A 20,801-nucleotide genomic window follows, 5' to 3' on the forward strand; every position below is an offset into this window, starting at 1 on the left:
GAGAATAAACGCATCCACCACCCAAAAATTTAAAAAGGTTTATTCCTGTGATTATAGGTGCAAACGTTCATTTAATGAAATTCTCTCTTAAATCAATACTAAGATGCGCAGAAGAAACGCAAAAACCCGGTTTTTCACAACTTATCCACAGGCGGTTTTGATGTGCATGCAACCTGCCTGTTAACACCAGAATTTGTTTACAATAACCGGCCTGATCATCAAGAAACACGAATCACCATGCCCGAACTACCCGAAGTCGAAACCACCCGCAAAGGCATCTTGCCGAAAACCGATCAACAGACGATTCAGCGTCTAATCGTCAGAAACCCGCATCTGCGCTGGAAAGTCGATGCCGATCTGGTTCATATTCTGCCCGGCCTGAAAATCCATCAGATCAGCCGGCGCGGCAAATACCTGCTGCTGCAAACTGAAGAAGGCACCCTGCTGATTCATCTGGGCATGTCCGGCAATCTGCGGGTGCTGCCCATCGGCACGCCGGCGCAAAAGCACGACCATATCGACCTCGAACTGGAAAACGGCTGGCTGCTGCGCCTTAACGACCCGCGTCGCTTCGGCGCTTTTTTATGGCATTCGCACTCCTCCGGCGAGCTGGAAAAGCATCCACTGCTCGCCAAACTCGGCCCCGAACCTTTAAGCGACGCCTTTAACGGCGACTATTTTTATCAACAAACCCGCAACCGGACGGTGGCCATCAAAACGCTGGTGATGAACAGCCATATTGTGGTCGGCGCGGGCAATATCTACGCCAACGAGTCGCTGTTTTTAAGCGGCATCCACCCGCAAACGCCGGCCAATACGCTCAGCCGCGCGCAGTGCGAAACACTCGCCAACCACATCAAGCAAGTCCTGGCGGCGGCGATTGAACAGGGCGGCACCACACTGAAAGACTTTATGGCGCCGGACGGCAAGCCCGGCTATTTTGTACAGAAACTGCATGTCTACGGTCGCGATAACCTGGCCTGTTCAGTTTGCGGCACGCCGATCGAACGCATGGTACTCAACCAGCGCGCCAGCTATTTCTGCCCGCACTGCCAGCCGCTCAAGCGAACCAAAGTCAAAACGAAAGCCAAATAACTTGCGCAATTTTTGCACGGTTACAAGCGCCAAATCGCCTATAGTAATCCGATAAAAACGGAGAACTCATTATGCGAATTCGTCACAAACTCATGCTCTGGCTGCTGCTGTTCGGCGGTCTGATGCTCGGCCTGATGCTGTGGAGCAATCATTACGTTCTACACAGCACGCTGCTGCAATATGTCGATCAGCGCGACCAGGCGCGCCTGCAACGCTTGCAGCACAATATCGAGCACTATTTACAGCTCTCCCACACCGATTCGCTTAACCAGGTGCCGCAAACCGTCTGGCTGCGACTGCTCAACCTGTCGCACCGTGTCGATCTGACGCAGACCGACATTCCGCTGGAATTTCTGGTGCGCCCCAGCCGCCGCACCCTCACCCCCGACGAATTCGAGGAGCGCGTCAGCCTGCTGGATGTCCAAGGCAATCTGCTCTACGGCCCGCTGCAAAAGCCGCATAGCGTCACGATACCCTTGACGCTGCAAAACCAAGCCATCGGCCAACTCAGCTTCAACCACCGCCGCCAACTCAGCGAACAGGCGGATATTGAATTTGCCCAAACCCAATCCAAAATGCTCACCTGGGGTGCCTTGCTGGTGAGTCTGATCGGCGCGCTGCTGCTCTGGCCGCTCGCCAACCACCTGTTAAAACCCATCCAACAACTCACCCACGGATTACGCCAGCTGGCACTGGGCCATTACAGCACGCGCCTGAGCAACGACCGCCGGGACGAGTTCGGTCAGCTGCAGCACGACTTCAACCATCTCGCCGGCACCTTGGAGCAGAGCCAGAACAGCCGCAATCAGTGGATTGCCGACGTTTCGCACGAACTGCGCACGCCGCTGACCATTCTGCGCGGCAGCATCGAAGCCATGCAGGACGGCGTGCGCCCGGCCAATGAGCGCAACCTGCAGGCTTTGCAGGAAGAGGTGCAGCATCTCGGCACACTCATCGAAGACCTCTACCAACTCAGCCTCAGCGATGTCGGCGGCCTGCAATACCGCATGGAACGTTTGGATCTTAGCGAACTATTGGAAACCGAGCTGCTGACATTGCAGCCCCGTTTCAGCGCCAAAGGGCTTCGCCTCGAATGGCAGCTGGAGGCCAAAGAGGCCGAACTGACGGGTGATGCCAACCGCCTGCAACAGCTGATCCGCAATATCCTGCTCAACAGTCTTTCCTATACCGATGCGCCCGGCCAGGTCACGCTTAACCTGACGGCCACGCCAAACCAGCTGCTGATTGACCTGCAGGACACGCCTCCCGGCGTGAGTGAGACCGCCTGCGCGCGCCTGTTTGAGCGTTTCTACCGCACCGAAGCCTCACGCAACCGCCGCCACGGCGGCAGCGGCTTGGGGCTGGCGATTGTGCAGCAGATCGTGCAGGCGCACCAAGGCAGCATTACGGCCAAACCTTCGGCACTGGGCGGGCTGCACCTGCAAATCAGCTTGCCCAAGGCCAGTTGACACCCGGCCTGTTGAGTTTTTAAAACACGCAAACATGCAAAACCCTTTGGAGGGCGTATGACACGGATTTTAATTGTTGAAGACGAACCGCAAATCGCCGAAATAGAACGCGATTATCTGCAAAGCCACGGTTATGAAACCCATCTGCTTGAACGCGGCGACGAGGTGGTGGCGTGGCTCAAAGCGCATGACGCCGACTTGATGCTGCTGGATGTGATGCTGCCCGGCATGGACGGGCTGCAAGTCTGCAAAGCGGTGCGCGAATTCAGCCAGATTCCGATTATGATGCTGACCGCACGGGTTGAAGAGATCGACCGCATTCTCGGCCTGGAACTCGGCGCCGACGACTACCTGTGCAAACCCTTCAGCCCGCGCGAAATGGTCGCCCGCGTCAAAGCCCTGCTGCGCCGCAGCCAACGCCAAGCAACCCAACCCAACCACGACTTCCACCTCGACGCCGAACGCTATCAGGTCGTTTACCAAGGCCGCAGCTGCCCGCTTTCCGCCGTGGAATTCGCCCTGCTGAAACTCTTGAGCGACACGCCCGGCCGCATCTATTCGCGCAGCCAGCTCATCGAAAACATCTACACCGACCACCGCGTGGTCTCCGACCGCACCGTGGACAGCCATATCAAAAAACTGCGCCACAAACTCGCCGCCGAACTCACCGACAAGGAAATCATCCACTCCGTCTACGGCGTGGGCTACAAATTCGAATGGCCTGAAAGTCCCGAAAAAACGGCGTAAACACCGGCGTAAGCACCGGCGTAAACACTTGCCGATTTATTGTCCATTTGCTGCATAAAGTTTGCACAGTTGTTTTGCATACTGAACCCGTACAACCCGTTCAGCCAATCCAACAAGAGGATGACGATCATGCAAACTACATTACGCCAAACCTTTTTCACCCTTATCGGTACCGCCATGCTGCTGGGCAGCGGCTCGCTTATGGCGCATGACAAGCCGGCAGACCATCAACCGCAACACCACAAACCGCACCATCATGCCAAAATGTTTCACGGACACGCCCATCCATCGCACCGCATGCATCACGCCCGGCACGAACACCGTCTCGACAGAATGCGCGTGGCGCTGCAACTGTCGCCCGGTCAGATGATGGAATTACGCGTGCTTTTCAAAGACCACCAGGCCGAACGCAAAGCACTGCGACACCAACACATCAAGCACCTGCACGGCGTGCTCACCCCGCATCAACGCCATCAATGGCGCGAATTGCGTGCACAGCGAGCCTTACATCATTCCCACCGGTACTGAATCACGTCCATAAAAAAACCCACCTGCAAAGGTGGGTTGGAATCGTCTCAAAACTCATCTAAACGAACTTAAGCGTGCTGTTCCACCGCGCGCAGGAAGTTATCCATGTGATGCAACGCCTGACCGGGCGATCCGTCAAACCCCAGCATTTTCGCTTTGCTCAGAATCTTGCCAAACAACACCTCTTCTTCATGCTGCTCGGCGATAAACCACTCGATAAAATTGAACGTGGTGTAGTCCTGCGCCTGGAATGCCTGGTTGGCAATGTTCTTGATCATCGCCGATACCTTCAATTCATGCTGGTAAGCGGCATTGATGACCTCCATCAAATTGGCAAACTGCGTCGGCGGCGCAGCGATCGCCCCAATGGTGACCGGAATGCCGCACTCGCACAAATAATCAAAAATCTTGTCCATGTGGGTGCGCTCTTCTAGACTATGTCCCCTGAAAAACAGCGCCGCGCCCTCCAGACCTTGGGACTCGCACCAGGCGCTCAACTGCAGATAGACGTTCGACGCATAAAACTCCGCATTGACCTGCTCACCCAATAATTTCGCGATTTCCGGCTTTAACATAACCTTCTCCTTAACCTAATCGAAATACTCAAGTTGATAACTTTAAACTATTGCTCAAAGCATCTTAACCCCAAATAACCAGCGTTACAACAGAACTATTTATTCTGAAAAATAAACATGCTATTGATTTTAAAGAACATTTAAATAATAGACAAAGTTCAATGTCATTTGATTTCGAGCAGACTCCACCTCTTCACCAACTAACCAATCTTAATATAACCTTCAAAAAATCATCATAACTCCTTAACCGAACCCGCTTTCCTTACGACTAGAATCGTCCATCTAAGCCATTTATTTTTAACGTTTTTTTTGAGACGAGGAATACCCATGCAACTTAAACCCATTGCAGCCGCTGTACTCTCCCTGACCTTAGTCGCCTGCGCCGGAGAAGATGGCAAAGACGGCCAAAACGGTACGGATACCGCCAGCCAAATCATCAGCCTGAACGAAACCGGACGTTATGCGTCCGGCATTTTTGACCAGAGCGCCGCTGAAATCGTTACCTACGACGCCACAACACAGCAGACTTTTGTGGTCAATGCCAACTCCGGCCAAGTGGATGTACTGGATAGTCGCACACCTTCCCAACCTCTGCTGGTGCAATCGTTGAACATTGCGGCCGATATGCAAACAGCCGGTGATATTGCCGATGCAAATCTGGTAGGTGCGGCCAATAGCGTGACGGTACATAACGGCTTGATGGCCGTCGCCATGGAAGCCGCCCAAAAAACAGATAACGGCTGGGTCGCTTTCTATAAGATTTCTGATCTGAGCTATCTCACCTCAGTGCAAGTCGGCGCACTGCCTGACATGGTCACCTTTACGCCAGACGGCAGCAAAGTGCTTGCCGCCATCGAAGGTGAGCCAAACGACGACTACACTATTGACCCGGAGGGTGAAATCGCCGTCATCGACATTACCTGGAACGGCACTGCACTGAACACGACCCTGACTGAATTGGGTTTTACAGACTTTAACGTCGGCGGTACACGCCATGCCGAACTACCTACCGATAAAATGGTCATCGACGGCTTCAATGCCAGCGTCGCCCAGAACGTGGAGCCTGAATACATCGCGGTCAGCAGCGATAGCCAAACCGCCTATGTCGCATTACAGGAAAATAACGCGATTGCAGTCGTGGATCTAGAAACTAAACAGATTGACCGCATCTTTGGCATGGGCTTTAAGGATCACTCTATTCCCGGCAACGAACTGGATGCCAGCCAGAAAGATGGCGTGAATATCAAAAACTGGCCGGTTATGGGTATGTATATGCCTGACAGTATTGCCAGCATGACCTTCAACGGCAAAACCTATCTATTGACAGCCAATGAAGGCGATTCACGTGCCGACTGGCTGGCAAACGTGACCGACCAGGCGGCCTGTGAAGCATCTGGCTACTTTTTCGATGCGGGCGACAACTGCGTCGATGAGTTCTCAGCCAAAGATTATTACAGTGCCGACAATGTCACCTTGGTTGATTCAGAAGGCAATCCGTTTGCCTCAGCGAATGGCGGATTCGGCGAAGATAATGAATTGTATCGCCTGAAATTCTCCTACCACACCACCGTAACCAAAAACGGCGGCACCGAATTCACCAAACTCTATGCCTACGGCGGGCGCTCCTTCTCCATTTACGATGCTGAAACCGGGGAACAGGTATTCGACTCCGGCAGCGATTTTGAAGTAATTACCGCCAACCGCTTCGGTGAAGGCTTCAACAACGATAACGCCGAAACAACTGGCGACGACCGTTCCGATAACAAAGGACCGGAACCCGAAGCGTTGACCGTCGGCCAGATCAACGGCCACACCTACGCCTTTATCGGCCTGGAGCGCATGGGCGGCATTATGGTCTACGACGTTTCCAACCCGTTCAGCCCGACGTTTGAGCAATACATCAATAACCGCGATATGACGCAGCAAGCCGAGGACGATGTCAACGGAGACTACGGTCCGGAAGGCTTTAAGTTCGTTTCCGCCGAACACAGTCCGAGCGGCAAGCCGATGCTGATGGTCGGCAACGAAGTCAGCGGCAGCACCACCTTCTACACGATTGAGGTGAACACTTTGCAGCCTTAAATGGAGAGAATGCCATAAAACTATCCAGCCGGCCCTGTGCCGGCTTTTTTGTCCGGCCCAAACAGCGCGCCCTTGACTGTGCGCGACGAACGGGTACATTATCGGCTTATGAAGCCGACGCCCGCCATTATCCCGCCCCACCTCACACTTCACACCGCCAACGGCGAAGAAGCGTCTTTGAACGCACTTTTCTCCAACCTTCCAAATCAAACACCCTGGCGCGGCCGCCTGGCGCCGACCCCATCCGGTTACCTGCATCGCGGCAATATCATGAATTTTCTGCTGAACTGGCTGGTACTCAGAATCAGCGGCGGCGAAGTCGGCCTGCGCATCGACGACATGGACCCGACGCGCAGCCGACCGGAATATATCGAGGCGATTTTTACGACGCTCGACTGGCTCGGATTGGACTGGGACTTCGGCCCGCAGACTGTGGCCGAACAAAAAAAATTCAGTTTTCAAACTGAACAGGCCGGGTTGCAAACCCTCGCCGAAAGCCTGTTGGAAAAAGGCTTGGCGTATGCCTGCGACTGCACCCGCAAACAGCTGCAAGGCCAAGGTCCGACCTACCCCGGCCACTGCCGAAACCTCAACAAACCCTGGCAGCCCGGCATCAACACCTTGCGGCTTGCGGCCTACAAACTAGCGCATCCGCAAAATTGGCCGCAAAAAACTCAACAGGCCGGGTTATCCGCCCGATTACCCAACATGCCGCCGGTTGACGACACCGTGATCTGGAGTCGCGACAACTACGCCAGCTACCAGCTCGCCTCGGTGTGGCGCGACGAGCATGACCGCATTTCGCTGTTGATTCGCGGTGCCGACCTGCTCGATTCCAGCCGTTTTCAGAATGTGCTGGCGCAGGCGCTGCAACTCAAGCACTATCCGCAAACGGCGGTGTGGCACCATCCGCTGCTCACCGACGACCACGGCCACAAGCTCGCCAAATCCACCGGCTCGCAGGCGCATCCGCTGCCCGAAAGCGGTTTGCACCCCGCCGAACTGATTCGCCAGTTTGCCGGTTGGATCGGCCTGCCGGAGCACAGCGTTGCGCTGCTCGGCACACTTCACGACCTGCGCCACGCGCTAGAAGACAGTTTGCCCTAAGCAGACTGCCCTGAGCAGACTACCCTAAACAAGCGGCTTCTTAACCCGCCTACTCGGTCAACGACACCGCCTTGATCAACGCATACACCTTCTGCCCCGGCTGCAAGCCCAATCGCCGCGCGGAATGGGTAGTGACTTCAGCAAACAGTTTCTGCCCGTCCTGCATCTGCAAACGCACCAGTAAACGCGGCGCGGCACTTTCAACCAACTCGACAATCTCGCAGTAAAGGTGATTGATCACACTCAAATCCTTGGGATCCGACAGCGCAATACTGACATCGCGCGCCAGAATGCGCGCCCGCACCTGCTCGCGCTGCGTGTCCGCGCCTTCGGACAACCACAAGGTGTCTGAGCCCAAACGGATGGGATGCAACCCCTCTTGCGACGGCAACGGCTGACCGTGCAGCACCGACACCGCCCCCTGATCGTCAAACAGCGGCGAGTCGGGACGCGCCAACGCCTCCTGCAACGTTTCAATCGTCTCGATGCGACCGTCTTTCATAAACACCACGCGGTCGGCCAAGCGTTCCACCTCGGCCGGCGCATGGGTGATGTACAGCATCGGAATGCGGTATTCGGCCACCACGTCCTCAATCAATTTCAGCAGCTCGCTTTTGGAGCGCCAATCCAGCGCGGAAAGCGGCTCGTCCATGCACAACAGTTTGGGACGCATCAGCAACGCCCGCGCAATCGCCACGCGCTGGCGCTCGCCGCCGGACAGAAAATTGACGCCACGATCAAGTTTGTCGGCAATGCCGACCCGTGTGACGATGCCTTCAAAATCGGCTTCGGCCGCCTTGCGTTCCGCTTTGGGAAGACGCTTCAAACCGTACAGCAGATTCTGTCTGACGCTCATATGCGGAAACAGCGCGGCGTCCTGAAACACAAAACCGATATGGCGCTGTGGCGTCGGCAGGCTGTGCTTGCCGTTTTGCCAGACTTGGCCGTTGACGCGCAGTAGCCCTTCGGTCTGCTTATCCAACCCGCTGATGGCGCGCAACAACGTGCTCTTGCCGCTGCCGGAACGCCCGAACAGCACGGTCACCCCCTGCAGCGGCAGTTCAAATTCGCCGCTGTCGAGCTGAAAATGGCCCAAAAGCAGTTTCAAATGTCCTTGAATTACATGAATAGCGGCCATCTCACCCCACCTTTACGCCAAAACGACGGTTAAGGCCGTACACCAACATCAACACGCACAGCGAGAAAATCAGCATCATCGCCGACAAGATGTGCGCCTGATCGTATTCTAGGCTCTCCACATGGTCGAAGATGTCGATTGACACCATACGCGTCTGCCCCGGGATATTGCCGCCCACCATCAGCACCACGCCGAACTCGCCGACGGTGTGCGCAAACGCCAAGGTCGCCGCCACCAGAAAACCGCGCTGCGACAGCGGCACCACAATCGTGAAAAAACGGTCGAGAAAACTCGCGCGCAGGGTTGAGGCCGCATCCAGCAGACGCTGCGGAATCGCCTCGAAGGCGTGCATCAACGGCTGCACCGCAAACGGCAACGAGTAGAACACCGAGCCGATCACCAGACCTGTTTTGCTAAAGGTCAACTGCCCTTCAAAGCCGAAAAAGCGCAAAAACTCGGTTACCGGGCCGGTAGGATTAAAGATAATCAACAGATAAAAACCCAGCACCGTCGGCGGCAGCACCAGCGGCAACGCCACCAGAGCTTCCAGCACCACCTTGTTGGAGGAGCGCATTTTCGCCATCCACCACGCCAAGGGCGTGCCCAGCAGCAGCAAGACCACGGTGGTGATCGCCGCCACTTCCAGAGTCAGCCAGATCGGCGCCAGATTCACCGAAGTTCCAAAGAGTTCAAGCATAAAACTTTCCCAAAAAACGCGCCGCAAAAACTCAACAGGCCGGGTCAATCCTTGCCAACCCGGCCTGTTGAGTTTTTACAACGGCAATAACAAGCAGAAATTATTGCACGTTATAGCCGTAACGCTGGATGATTTCAATCGCTTTAGGCGTTTTGACAAACTCCATAAACGCCGTGGCCGCCACATTATTGGCACCGCGTTGCGTCAGAATCGCGCCCTGGTTGATCGGCTTGTATTCCGACTGCGGCACGATCCAATACTGGCCTTTTTGATAGACCGGACTTTGCGGGTCAACCAACTGCGACAGCGCGACAAAACCGATTTCGGCGTTATTGGTCACCACATACTGAAACGCATGGGCGATGCTCTCGCCGTTGACCAGCTTGGCTTTGACGCCGTCATACAAACCGACTTTCTGCAAATAGGCCTCGGCACGCTCGCCGTAAGGCGCGGTTTTGGGATTGGCGATGGCCAAATGGTTGAACTTGGCCTCTTTCAACACCTCCAAGGCGTGCTCGGCCACCGGATACTTGGCGCTGTACAACGCAATCTGCCCTTGAGCATAGACAAAATAACTCTTCTCGATGCCGATACCATCTTCCGCAGTTTTCAACGGACGCTTTTCGTCCGCACCGAAGAAGGCGTCAAACGGCGCGCCGTTTTTAATCTGCGCATACAGTTTGCCGGTCGGCCCGAAAGCAAACTTCACCTGATGGCCGGTCTGCTTTTCAAACACCTGCCCGATCTCTTCAATGGTTTTGGTGAAGTTCGCCGCCACCGCGATATTCGCCGTATCCGCCATCGCCGGCGCACTGCCCAACAGCGCCGCCCCCATTGACACACCCAACGCCATCACTCCCAATAAACGTTTCATCATTTTCTCCCTTCTGAACACTTTTATAAACTTAACTACATATCGATAGGCAAATTTTTTAATGAATGCGTCACCCATTTAGGGTGAGCTTTTTAAACTACAGAGAACGCGAAGCGCACGAAGATTAAATAAAAAGTGTTTTAAAAACCTTCATGTTCTTCGTGAACTTCGTGGTTTTAGGCTTACATCAATCCGCTACCGCCAACAACACATGACTCGATTTCACCAAAGCGCAGCAACGACCGCCCACTTCCAAGCCCATCTCTTCAAGACTGGTATTGGTGACAATCGCCGACACGCGCTGCCCGTCGCCCAGCTCGAGCGTCACGTCGCTGTTGACCGCGCCCTTCTCAATCGCGCTGACATGACCGCAAAACTGGTTGCGCGCACTGACTTTGAAACGGCCGGCGGTGTCTTCGCTCAAAATCACCCAGCTTGCCTTGATCAGCGCATAGGCATCGGCACCGATCTCCAGCCCCAAGCGCTCCAGACTTTCCGGCGTGATCTGCGCCACCACGTCCAAACCCTGCCCCACCGACAACACCACTTCGCTGTTGACCGGCCCTTTCTTGATGTCCTTGACCGTTCCGTGAAACAGGTTGCGTGCACTGGTTCGCATGGCGATTTTCCTCATGATTTCCAACTGACTGAGCACCCCCGGCGAGAGTTTTTCCAACTCGCGCATCCAGTGCTGCATCTGCTCGTTAAACAGGTGATAGGCCGCCACCAGCTGCTCGCCGGCCGGCGTCAGCACCATGCCGCCCCCGCCGCTGCCGCCTTTCTGCGCAATGACCAACTCCTCGCCGGCGGCCAGATTCATCGCCTCAATCGCTTGCCAGGCGCCTTTGTAGCTCATGCCGCAGGCACGCGCGGCCGACGACAGCGATCCCAAGGTGGCAATCTTGCTCAACAGCAACAGGCGGCGCTGCCCGGAACGGGTCTGCTTGCTGCCCATCAAAAAGGATTGCACCAACTGTTCGGGTTGCCCATGCTCCATTTAGCTATTACCTTTAATACATAACGTGTGAATTATAAAGATTACCTAAAGCAAGTCAAGCCGACCGTCACGATGCGGATGCATTGTAGTTCATCCATAAACATGCTATGTTCAACCTCTTATTAACCGAAACCATCTCTTATGCTTCGCCGAACGCAAAATGCCGAACAAACCGATTTTGAAAAAAATTTGGCCGCTTAACCGCATTACCAGCCACAGCGAAAAACTGCTCTCCGGATTGGGCGGTTTCCTCGCGATTTTGCTGGTGATGTTCAGCAGCCTGCATTTCTTGGAGCTGCAACCCGCCTGGGGCATCGTCGCCTCGATGGGAGCCAGCGCAGTGCTGCTGTTTGCCGTTCCGCACGGCCCGCTGTCGCAACCTTGGTCAGTCATCGGAGGCCATGCAACCTCCGCCTTTATCGGCGTGAGCTGCGCGCTCTGGATCAAAGACCCGGTCATCGCCGGCAGCCTGGCCGTCGGCCTGAGCATCACCGCCATGTATTATCTGGGCTGTCTTCATCCGCCCGGCGGCGCCACGGCGCTGACCGCCATTATCGGCGGAGAGAGCATTCATTCCTTGGGTTATCAATTTGTGGTGACCCCGGTGCTCATCAATGCCCTCGCCATCGTTCTGCTGGCCGTGCTCTTCAACAATCTGTTCGCCTGGCGGCGCTATCCGGCCAAGCTGCAAGCCGCCAAATCGGGCGCTTCCAGCGCCGCCATGCCGTTACAGCATGAAGACTTTCTGGCGGCACTCAAATCCATCGATTCGTTTGTCGATGTGCATGAGGAAGAGCTGAAGCGGATTTTTCAACTGGCGAATCTGCATGCCAAAGAGCACGCTATTTTGACGGCCGACCAGATTCAGCTCGGCAAATGCTACAGCAACGGCTGTTTCGGCGAAGACTGGAGCATCCGCCAGATTATCGATGAACAAAAAGAGTCCAACCCCGACAAAGACTGGGTGATATTCCGGCAGATAGTCGGACAGGCGCCCAAACGCTCCGACTGCGTGACACGTCAGGAGTTTGCCCGCTGGGCGGCGTATGAGGTGAAACTAGAAAACGGCGCGTGGGTAAGGGTCAGATAATCACGCGCATCGAGAGTGCGCGACGCGTAGCAGGATGGGATTGTAGCCCCTCTAAAAAGCCAGTATGATGAGGCCATGATGAAACGTTTAGCTGTTATTTTTCTTGCCATGCTGCCGGCTGTCGGCGCACTTTACGGCTGCGAGCGCAACGCGCCGGAGAATGTCGAACAGTGGCCGCTGCTCAAAGAGTGTAGCCTGCACCAGCAAAGCTGCACGGTTACCCAAGGCAATGCCAGTGTCACCCTGAAAATCAGCCCGCATCCGATTCCCATCGCCAAACCGCTCGGCATCGAAGCCGATATTAACGGTCTGCCCGCCCAGAAGGTGGAGCTGGATATTTCCGGCATCAATATGTATATGGGCTACAACCGCGTCACCTTGACTTCCACCAAACCCAACCGCTTTGTCGGTACGTCCATGCTGGCCTTCTGCACCAATCAGACCATGCAGTGGCAGATCACCGTGATTATCCACCAGCCAGACGGCAAGCAGGTGCAGGTTCCTTACTATCTGGAAACCGTCAACCGCTAGTGATGTTGGCTTGCTTTATTGGTTGTTTTTGCTGCGCAAGGCTTCGGCCACACGCGGATGCACAAACTCACTGACATCCCCGCCCAGTGCCGAAATCTCGCGCACCAATGACGACGAGATAAACGCATACTGCTCCGCCGGGGTCATAAACATGGTCTCGACTTCCGGTGCCAGTTTGCGGTTCATCGACGCCAGCTGAAATTCGTATTCAAAGTCGGACACGGCGCGCAGACCGCGCAGCAGCACATTGCCGTTAATCTCGCGTACAAAATCCACCAGCAGGCCGCTGAATCCCAATACTTCGACATTCGGCATCTGTGCGGTCACTTCCTTGGCCAAGGCCACGCGCTCTTCCAATGTAAACAACGACTTTTTATTGCGGTTGTCGGCCACGGCAATCACCAGACGGTCGTAAAAACGCGCCGCGCGTTCAATCAAGTCGAAATGCCCGCAGGTAATCGGGTCGAAAGTACCGGGATAGATGGCGGTAATACTCATGTAAAGATTCACTGAAGAAGTTAAATGAAGCGCTTATGATACCGCAAACCGCCGGCTTTGCGGCCGCTAAAAAAAGGCGTATGATAAAAATTCAGTTGTTATGGAAACTGCCGTTTTTCTTTTTAAATTCAAGGATAAAACCATGGAAACGCCCGACCACAACTTGAACGCCCTGTTTGCACAACTCGGCCTGGCCGATACGGATGAGGCGATCGACCGCTTTATTGGCGCCCATCAGGGCATGGATCGCGCTATCCCCTTGGCTGACGCGTCTTTTTGGACAGACGCGCAAGCCGCTTTTCTCCGGCAGGCCATTGCCGAAGATGCCGACTGGGCGGAGGTCGTCGATCATCTGGATGCCCGACTACGCGGATAGAAAAAGGTTAACCCCGGCGGAACAGACCAAAACGCACCTGAGAGGTGGTTTTTTCGCGGTGGCACAGCCACCCCTCCGGCAGCGTCGGCCACGGCAGGTTTTTCTCCTGCTCAAGATACAACCAGGCCTGTTCAGTTTGCAGCCAGCCGTTTTGGAACAACAGATCCACCGCGGGCTGCATCAGCCCTTGATTAAACGGCGGGTCTAAAAAAACCACGTCAAACGTACTTTTGGCCGGTTGTGCCAGCCACTGCAAACTGTCGGTTAGCACCACCTCGGCGCTGTTTGTGCCGAGGCGGTTTGCATTGGCGCGCAACTGCGCCGCATTGTCGGCGCCCAACTCCAGAAAAACACAGCTTTTGGCGCCGCGCGACAAGGCTTCAAACCCCAAAGCACCCGATCCTGCAAAGACATCCAGACAGGCCACCCCCGCAATCTCGAACTGCAACCAGTTGAACAGCGTTTCACGCACCCGGTCGGAGGTCGGGCGCAACCCCTGCGCGGTCAAGACCGGCAGCTTGCGCCCGCGCCAATCCCCGCCGATAATGCGCACCTCGCCCAAACCATTGGGCGAAGCCGTTTTGCCCGGCGGCTGACGTTGGGCGGTTTTGATTCGCCCCTGTTTATGCGCTTTGCTCACGATACCCTCTTGATGCCAATTAGAACTGCCACTTAGAACTGCCACTTGATGGCCGCCTGGGTCACGGATTCGTCGACCCCTTTGACGCCATATTTGTTATGCCAATAATTGTGCTCCACCCCGAACCACCAGTGCTTAGGCTGATCCCACCAGGCACCGATATCAACCATCAAACGCGGTTGAATCAACATACGATCGCTTCTACCCAGAGTGCTTTCGGCCCAGGCGTAATCCATAAATCCCTCAAACAACCAATTGACCCGGCCTGTTGAGAAATCTCGAACCCACACCACCGTCAACTGCGGCGCCGAACCCTGATCGCCCGCATAAAAATCGCTGCTGGAATAACGCTGATACAGCGCCAGCTTCAAAAAATCCCAATCCGGCAGGTTTAAATCCACGCCCAAGCCAATCAACTTGGCCTCTGCATACTCCCCCTTTTCCCAGGTCGCGGTGAAGCTCACATCCTTCAACCAAACGGGCAGTGCCGAGAGTGCAAACAGTTTTTTCCATGAAAGGCTCGGCGAAAACTCGCCGTAAAATTGATGGTCACCCCGCTCGGGCACCGTCATATCGACAGACAGAAAGTTGGAACCATACGCCCAGCCGTCGGCATGCTCGAAGGTGAATACCTTAGCCGCAAAACGGCTCTGGTCGGCCACCGACTTGAACCCCTGTGCCTGTTGCGCCAGTAACGCATTATATTGCCATTCAAACGCCTGCGCCGGCAACGCCAGCCACCACAAACAAGCCCAGAACCCTATGCGTTTCATTATCGGTTCTTGCCTTTAGCCAGGGCGATATGGTCGTCAAAGATTTCGATCTTGCGGGCTTTGTAAAGTTGGCTCAAGGTCTTCTTGTAACGCGCTTTGCTGACGCGGTATTGTGCAAAAATCGCCTCGGGCGCGCTGTAATCGGTTAAATCGGAACGCCCCCCTTGTTCCTGCAAATGCTGCAGAATCTGTTCGGCCAACTCATCCCTGCCCGCCTGCCCGGGTTGCTGCAACGTCAGATTGATTTTGCCGTCGTCACGGATCGACTGGATATAGCCTTTAACCTTCTGCCCCATGTGCAGCGGCTGCAGCAGTTCCGAATGATGAATCAATCCCAGATGCGTGCCGTTGATGACGGCGGTATAGCCCATCTGGCTGCGGCTGGCAACCAGCAGATTGACCGCCTGTCCGCTTTTGAAATCAGCGTTGTGCTCGTCCAGATACAAACTCAATTTACTCGACGCGGCGATGCGCCCGCTGTTGTCCAGATACAGATAGACGACATAAGAGCGACCCGCCTCCATCGGCACACGCTGCTCGGAATAGGGCACCAAGAGGTCTTTGGGCATCCCCCAATTCAAAAAAGCGCCGGTGCGGTTAACCTGGGTAACGCGCAAATAGGCGACTTCGCCGACACTCGCCAACGGCTTTTCGGTGGTCGCCACCAGCCGGTCCTGAGAATCGAGGTAGATAAACACCTCCAGCCAATCCCCCATTTTCGTATTGGCAGGAACATAACGCTTAGGCAGCAATACCTCGCCCAAACGCCCGCCATCCAGATAGAGGCCAAACTCAACCTCTTTGACTACTTTAAGCCGATTAAACTGTCCAACTGCGACCTGCTGTCTCATTTTGCTGTTACACCCCTACTGTTATGCGACACATTGTAACCAGTGCACGAAAACGATACCGAACTTTCGCAGCCGGATACGGGTCCCATGCAATTAAATTTTTCATACCCTATTGACGCGCCATACCAAAATGCTAAAATTCACGCCTTACCGCTTGCGGATGTGGCGGAATTGGTAGACGCGCACGGTTCAGGTCCGTGTGGAGCAATCCTTGAGAGTTCGAGTCTCTCCATCCGCACCACTATTTATAAAGCCCGTGGCCTCTTTTGGCACGGGCTTTTTTGTTTTCTGCATCCTGCAGATTATTCCGCGACGAAACCACAAAGCTCTCCCTGCGCCGGCAAAAAAAACATAAAATGAACTCTATGTTTGTCCAAAATCACCGCAGGAGTCGCCATGAAACACCTAATACGCACCTTCTGGCTAATGCTAACGCTGTTTGCGCTCGGCGGCTGTTCCGGCATTAGCGTCTATCAGGATTATGACCCGCAGGTTAATTTAAAGGCCATTAAAACCCTGCAATGGCTGCCGGAGTCGATGCAGGTTTCTCCCAAAGCGGCGGTTTTCGCGCAGCAGCATCCGCTGCTGGCGCAACGCATCGAACAGGCGACTGCACGCAGCCTGAATGCCCAAGGCCTGCGCCTGCAGAGCGATAACGCCAATGCCTATATCACCTATCACATTGAAGTCAAAACGGTGTTGCGCCCCGACCCGCTGACCCCGACCTTCGGTTTTGGCGCTTTCAGCCGCCACAGCGGAATCATGTGGCAAACCCCACCCCAATATTATGAAGAGGAGGAAGGTCGCCTAATCATCGATATTTTGGATATCAACGGGCGGGTGCTATGGCGCGGCAGCAGTCCGGCGTTAATCACTGAACAGGCCACCCCTCAACAGACTACCGATTATATCCAGGCGGTCGTCTCCAAAATACTCGCGCAATTTCCGCCCGCCCCGCCCTCTTCTCAACCAAAGGAGTCGCAATGAGAGCAAACGACATCGAACTCTGTCAGGAAAATCGATCGCCCGGCTGCAAACAATGTCATGCGCCGCTGGGCTTTGACTTCAGCTTTGCCTTTCAACCGATTGTAGACCTGGAAAACCGGCGCGTGTTCGGTTATGAAGCGCTGGTGAGAGATTTGCAGGATCATACCGCCGGCAGCGTGCTCAAACGGGTCAACGACGACAGACGCTACGCTTTCGACCAGGCCTGCCGGGTCAAAGCCATCGCCCTGGCCAGCCAGTTGAAAATGGACTGTATTTTGAGCATCAATTTTCTGCCCAATGCGGTCTATGAACCCAAACATTGCATTCAAAGCACATTACAGGCAGCCAAACAGTTTAATTTTCCGGTTGAAAACATCATGTTCGAGGTGACCGAGTCCGAACACGTCGCCGATCCACAACATCTGACCAAAATCTTTCAGTATTACCAGACACAGGGTTTTGTGACCGCTTTGGACGACTTTGGCGCAGGTCACGCCGGCCTGAATATGCTCGCGCATTTTTTACCCAATGTACTGAAGTTGGATATGGAACTGGTACGCAATATCCATCAGGACCACACCAAGCAAGTGATTATGAAACACCTGCTAAAAATGTGCGAGGAACTCAAAATCACCGTCTTGGCAGAGGGCTTGGAGTGCGTTGAGGAGACTCGCTACTTCTATGACCGTGGTGTGCGCCTGATGCAAGGCTACTTTTTCGCCAAACCGGCCTTTGAAGCCCTGCCGGAAGTGGATTTCAGCTTTCTGGACGCATTTTAGAGTCGCGCGACGTGGCGTCCTGAATCCGCTCTTTGCCGCGGCTAAACAGCCATAAGGCAACGCCGTCGCTTACGCCTTGAGCAGCGCTTCAAACGTCTTCGCCGGCAAAGGACGGCTTAGCAGAAACCCCTGGAACAGATCCGTGCCCTGCTCCAGCAAAAACGCCAGCTGTTCGGGCTTTTCAACGCCCTCGGCCACCGTCGTCAACCCCAAGCTTTTGGCCATGGCCAGAATAGCCTGGATAATCGCCATATCGTTTTTGTCTTCGGGCACATCGCGTATGAAGGAACTGTCTATCTTCAGGGTCTTCAGCGGCAGTTTTTTGAGATAGACCAACGAAGAGTGCTCGATGCCGAAATCATCAATGGCAAACTGCACACCGAGCGCATGAATCTGCTCAAACACCTTTAACGCCTGTTCGGGCGAGGCCATCACAAAGCGCTCGACGACCTCCAGCTCCAGCCACTGCGGCTGGCATTGGGTGGAGTCCAGCACCTGCTTGACCGTGTCCACCAAACTGAACTTGCTGATCTGCCTGCCGGACAGATTCACCGAAACCTTGCCGGGATTCAGCCCCTGCTGACGCCACTGCACATTCTGCCGGCAGGCCTCCCTCATCACCCATTCACCGATTTCGATAATCAAATCGCTTTTCTCGGCTTCGGCAATGAACGCCCCCGGCATCAGCAAGCCTTTGTGCGGATGGTTCCAGCGAATCAGGGCTTCCGAACCGACTATCTGCTGGGTACGGCAGTCGTATTTAGGCTGATAATAAAGCTCAAACTCGGCATGTTTAAGGGCGCGCCGCAGTTCGCTTTCCAGCTGAACATGCTGCAACGCCTTACGCGTCAACTCGTCGGTATAAAACGCATAGGTATTGCGGTCGTTGCCTTTGGCGCGGTACATGGCGGCATCGGCATTGCGCAGCAGCACCTCCGAAGTCAGACCATCCTGAGGGTAGATGCTGATACCGATGCTCGCCCCCACATAAAACTTGCTGTTATCCACCTGCAGCGATTTTTCCAGCGCCTTCAGCATCTTCTCGGCCAACGGCACCATGTCATCCGGCGATTCAAAATCGCGCAGCAGTACGGCAAATTCGTCGCCGCCCAAACGGGCGATAATATCCGACTGACGAATGGCGGAAACCAGACGCTGCGAAACCAGCTCCAGCACCTGATCGCCCACATGATGCCCCATCGAGTCGTTAATCTGCTTGAAGTGATCCAGATCGATAAAAAACACCGCGAGCTGTTTTTGTTTGCGGCGCGCATCGGCCACCGCCTGCTCCAGCAGACGGGTGAACAGTTCGCGGTTGGCCAGCCCGGTCAGAGGGTCGTGATGCGCCAGATGGTACAAACGGTCTTCGGCGCGCTTGCGTTCGGTAATATCACGACTCACGCCCACCAAACCATACAGCGTGCCATCCTCGCCATAATAAGGTGTCTTGACCGTGTCCAGCAGCCGGCTACGGCCGTCCGGATAGGTCACCCACTCCTCGTTTTGGCGGGATTTACCTCCGGCAAACATCACCGCGTCCTGCTCTCTGAAAAAGCTCGCCACCTCCGGATCAAACAGATCGAAATCGGTTTTGCCGACAATCTCTTGCTCGCTTTTGCCGACAAACTCGCCGAATGCCTCGTTGCATCCCTGATAACGCCCCTCGGCGTCTTTAAAGAAGATCAGATCGGAGGTGGCATTGACGACCGATTTCAACAACTGTTTCTGTTTAAACAGCGCCTGATCGGCCAGATACTGCTGGGTAATATCCTGAGTAGTGCCCACCAGACGTTTCGGTTGACCCGACTCGTCGTAGCGGACAACGCCCCTTTGCAAGACATAGAGCGTGCTGCCATCGGCGCGCACGATAGAGTGCACCAGCTGCTGCTCCTCGCCGCTTGCAATGATCCGTTGAATCACCTGTTGCACCGCCGGTTTTTCGTCCGCCGGTACTTGTGCTAGAAAGTCCTCATACACAAGTTTTCTGCCCGCTTCAAACCCGTTGATTTTGTAGCAACCGGCCGAATACCAGACCTCATTGGTGACCAAATCCCACTCCCAGGAGCCGATGCGGGCGATATTCTCGGTTTCCGTCAACAGAGCCTGCTCGTGCATCACCTGCTGCTTCAGATTCCAGATAGCGGTCACATCCTGCACCGTACCACGCGAAACCAATGGCCTTCCGTGCGCGTCAAAATCGGTTTCACACTCATCCACCACATATTTGATACGCCCGTCGGCCATCTGCAAACGGTGATCTATCCGGTAGGGTTGGCGTAACTGCAAGGAGCGTTGATAAGCGCGATCGACTTTCTCGCGGTCGTCTGCGAACACCGTTTGCAGGAACAGCGAATAGGAAGGCTCGACGCTGGCCGGATCCAGTTCAAAGATCTTATAGACCTCATCCGACCAACTCAGTTTATTGGCAACCATATCCAGTTCCCAACTGCCCATGTGCGCCAGTTCCTGAGCCTTGGCCAAACGCGCGTTCTGTTTTTTGACCGCTTCCTGTAACGCTTTGTGTTCAGTGATGTCGGTGGCGATCCCCTCAATGGCAATGATCTCACCCTGCTCATTCAATACCGCAAACTCCTGCACCTGGAGCCATAGGATCGCACCGTTCTTGTGGCGCACCTCGACCGAGTAGGCCGGCACCTGCTCACCCCGCAAAGAGCGTTGCGTATAGCCCTCAACCAGGCTGTTATCGGGATGATTGGTCAGAAAATGCGCAAAATGCTGCTTGAATTCCTGCGGAGAATACCCCAAAACCTGTCTGAGCGAATCGCTGACATAGATAAAAACACCCTGCGGATCGTGGGCATAAAAGTAAACCTTATCGCCCAGATAACGCGCAAATCGTTCAAATTTGGCCTGGTAGTGAGAATGGGGCATTAGACACGCTTTTCTTAAAAAGAATAAATCGGGGTTAATCAAAAACTTAGCGGGCTATTAAACCCCAAAACAATC

General features: G+C 54.7%; 21 protein-coding genes and 1 tRNA gene. 12 read left to right on the top strand and 10 right to left on the bottom strand.

Features of this window, described 5'->3' with window-relative positions; genetic code table 11:
• The first annotated feature begins 237 nt into the window (after positions 1-237).
• The 4 genes from mutM to HZ297_RS06735 all read left to right on the top strand — a co-directional run bounded on the left by mutM (position 238) and on the right by HZ297_RS06735 (position 3,839).
• The gene (gene mutM, locus HZ297_RS06720; RefSeq protein ID WP_178862224.1) at positions 238-1,095 is read left to right on the top strand and encodes a bifunctional DNA-formamidopyrimidine glycosylase/DNA-(apurinic or apyrimidinic site) lyase; all 858 of its coding nucleotides are present in this window, start codon (positions 238-240) and stop codon (positions 1,093-1,095) included.
• A gap of 71 nt (positions 1,096-1,166) precedes the next feature.
• A complete protein-coding gene (locus HZ297_RS06725; RefSeq protein WP_246261703.1) occupies positions 1,167-2,564 on the top strand; it encodes an ATP-binding protein in 1,398 nt (465 codons plus the stop codon).
• 57 nt (positions 2,565-2,621) lie between these two features.
• Positions 2,622-3,311, top strand: a complete 690-nt coding sequence (locus HZ297_RS06730) for a response regulator (protein ID WP_178862225.1) — start codon at positions 2,622-2,624, stop codon at positions 3,309-3,311.
• Between the two features lie 129 nt (positions 3,312-3,440).
• A complete protein-coding gene (locus HZ297_RS06735) occupies positions 3,441-3,839 on the top strand; it encodes a hypothetical protein (protein ID WP_178862226.1) in 399 nt (132 codons plus the stop codon).
• Between the two features lie 68 nt (positions 3,840-3,907).
• Here HZ297_RS06735 and HZ297_RS06740 read toward each other — a convergent pair whose 3' ends face one another.
• Positions 3,908-4,414, bottom strand: coding sequence for a ferritin (locus tag HZ297_RS06740; protein WP_178862227.1), 507 nt, complete (start codon positions 4,412-4,414; stop codon positions 3,908-3,910).
• 327 nt (positions 4,415-4,741) lie between these two features.
• On the opposite strand from HZ297_RS06740, the gene HZ297_RS06745 reads away from it, so the two are divergent.
• Together HZ297_RS06745 and HZ297_RS06750 are read left to right on the top strand one after the other, a co-directional pair.
• Complete coding sequence (locus HZ297_RS06745; protein WP_178862228.1) at positions 4,742-6,496, top strand: choice-of-anchor I family protein; 1,755 nt, start codon at positions 4,742-4,744, stop codon at positions 6,494-6,496.
• A gap of 108 nt (positions 6,497-6,604) precedes the next feature.
• Positions 6,605-7,603: a glutamate--tRNA ligase family protein gene (locus HZ297_RS06750; protein WP_178862229.1), complete on the top strand. Its 999-nt coding sequence runs from the start codon at positions 6,605-6,607 to the stop codon at positions 7,601-7,603.
• A gap of 49 nt (positions 7,604-7,652) precedes the next feature.
• On the opposite strand, the gene modC is transcribed toward HZ297_RS06750, so the two are convergent.
• The 4 genes from modC to HZ297_RS06770 form a co-directional block, all read right to left on the bottom strand.
• Entirely contained in the window at positions 7,653-8,741 is a 1,089-nt protein-coding gene (gene modC / locus HZ297_RS06755; RefSeq protein ID WP_178862230.1) for a molybdenum ABC transporter ATP-binding protein, read from the bottom strand.
• Position 8,742: 1 nt separating this feature from the next.
• The gene (gene modB / locus HZ297_RS06760) at positions 8,743-9,438 is read right to left on the bottom strand and encodes a molybdate ABC transporter permease subunit (RefSeq protein ID WP_178862231.1); all 696 of its coding nucleotides are present in this window, start codon (positions 9,436-9,438) and stop codon (positions 8,743-8,745) included.
• 100 nt (positions 9,439-9,538) lie between these two features.
• Positions 9,539-10,312 carry a molybdate ABC transporter substrate-binding protein gene (gene modA / locus HZ297_RS06765; RefSeq protein ID WP_178862232.1) on the bottom strand — a complete coding sequence of 258 codons (774 nt, stop codon included), beginning with the start codon at positions 10,310-10,312 and terminating at the stop codon, positions 9,539-9,541.
• A 187-nt stretch (positions 10,313-10,499) separates the two neighbouring features.
• Positions 10,500-11,309, bottom strand: a complete 810-nt coding sequence (locus HZ297_RS06770) for a TOBE domain-containing protein (RefSeq protein WP_178862233.1) — start codon at positions 11,307-11,309, stop codon at positions 10,500-10,502.
• A gap of 178 nt (positions 11,310-11,487) precedes the next feature.
• Between HZ297_RS06770 and HZ297_RS06775 the strand changes: the two genes are divergently transcribed.
• Together HZ297_RS06775 and HZ297_RS06780 are read left to right on the top strand one after the other, a co-directional pair.
• Positions 11,488-12,399: an HPP family protein gene (locus HZ297_RS06775; protein WP_246261705.1), complete on the top strand. Its 912-nt coding sequence runs from the start codon at positions 11,488-11,490 to the stop codon at positions 12,397-12,399.
• A 78-nt stretch (positions 12,400-12,477) separates the two neighbouring features.
• Positions 12,478-12,930, top strand: a complete 453-nt coding sequence (locus HZ297_RS06780) for a hypothetical protein (RefSeq protein WP_178862235.1) — start codon at positions 12,478-12,480, stop codon at positions 12,928-12,930.
• A 15-nt stretch (positions 12,931-12,945) separates the two neighbouring features.
• On the opposite strand, the gene coaD is transcribed toward HZ297_RS06780, so the two are convergent.
• Positions 12,946-13,428: a pantetheine-phosphate adenylyltransferase gene (coaD, locus tag HZ297_RS06785; protein ID WP_178862236.1), complete on the bottom strand. Its 483-nt coding sequence runs from the start codon at positions 13,426-13,428 to the stop codon at positions 12,946-12,948.
• Between the two features lie 142 nt (positions 13,429-13,570).
• On the opposite strand from coaD, the gene HZ297_RS06790 reads away from it, so the two are divergent.
• Complete coding sequence (locus tag HZ297_RS06790) at positions 13,571-13,804, top strand: DUF2789 domain-containing protein (RefSeq protein WP_178862237.1); 234 nt, start codon at positions 13,571-13,573, stop codon at positions 13,802-13,804.
• Between the two features lie 7 nt (positions 13,805-13,811).
• On the opposite strand, the gene rsmD is transcribed toward HZ297_RS06790, so the two are convergent.
• Genes rsmD through HZ297_RS06805 form a run of 3 tightly spaced genes read right to left on the bottom strand, consistent with a single transcriptional unit; the run spans position 13,812 to position 16,068 of the window.
• Positions 13,812-14,444 (bottom strand): 16S rRNA (guanine(966)-N(2))-methyltransferase RsmD, encoded by a 633-nt coding sequence (gene rsmD / locus HZ297_RS06795; RefSeq protein ID WP_343034772.1) that lies wholly within the window; start codon positions 14,442-14,444, stop codon positions 13,812-13,814.
• 32 nt (positions 14,445-14,476) lie between these two features.
• Positions 14,477-15,217, bottom strand: coding sequence for an outer membrane protein OmpK (locus HZ297_RS06800; protein WP_178862238.1), 741 nt, complete (start codon positions 15,215-15,217; stop codon positions 14,477-14,479).
• Positions 15,217-16,068 carry a CvfB family protein gene (locus HZ297_RS06805; RefSeq protein ID WP_178862239.1) on the bottom strand — a complete coding sequence of 284 codons (852 nt, stop codon included), beginning with the start codon at positions 16,066-16,068 and terminating at the stop codon, positions 15,217-15,219. Before HZ297_RS06805 ends, HZ297_RS06800 begins: the two co-directional genes overlap by 1 nt.
• Positions 16,069-16,224: 156 nt before the next feature.
• On the opposite strand from HZ297_RS06805, the gene HZ297_RS06810 reads away from it, so the two are divergent.
• The 3 genes from HZ297_RS06810 to HZ297_RS06820 all read left to right on the top strand — a co-directional run bounded on the left by HZ297_RS06810 (position 16,225) and on the right by HZ297_RS06820 (position 17,834).
• Positions 16,225-16,309, top strand: a tRNA-Leu gene (locus HZ297_RS06810).
• Between the two features lie 155 nt (positions 16,310-16,464).
• Entirely contained in the window at positions 16,465-17,055 is a 591-nt protein-coding gene (locus HZ297_RS06815) for a DUF4136 domain-containing protein (RefSeq protein WP_178862240.1), read from the top strand.
• A complete protein-coding gene (locus tag HZ297_RS06820) occupies positions 17,052-17,834 on the top strand; it encodes an EAL domain-containing protein (RefSeq protein WP_178862241.1) in 783 nt (260 codons plus the stop codon). Before HZ297_RS06815 ends, HZ297_RS06820 begins: the two co-directional genes overlap by 4 nt.
• Positions 17,835-17,903: 69 nt before the next feature.
• Here the strand turns inward: HZ297_RS06820 and HZ297_RS06825 are convergent, their stop codons facing one another.
• On the bottom strand, positions 17,904-20,726 hold the full coding sequence (locus tag HZ297_RS06825; protein WP_178862242.1) for a sensor domain-containing protein: 2,823 nt from the start codon (positions 20,724-20,726) through the stop codon (positions 17,904-17,906).
• Between the last annotated feature and the right edge of the window lie 75 nt (positions 20,727-20,801).

Origin of the sequence: Thiomicrorhabdus cannonii, assembly GCF_013391695.1 — a bacterium.
Classification (GTDB): Bacteria; Pseudomonadota; Gammaproteobacteria; order Thiomicrospirales; family Thiomicrospiraceae; genus Thiomicrorhabdus; species Thiomicrorhabdus cannonii.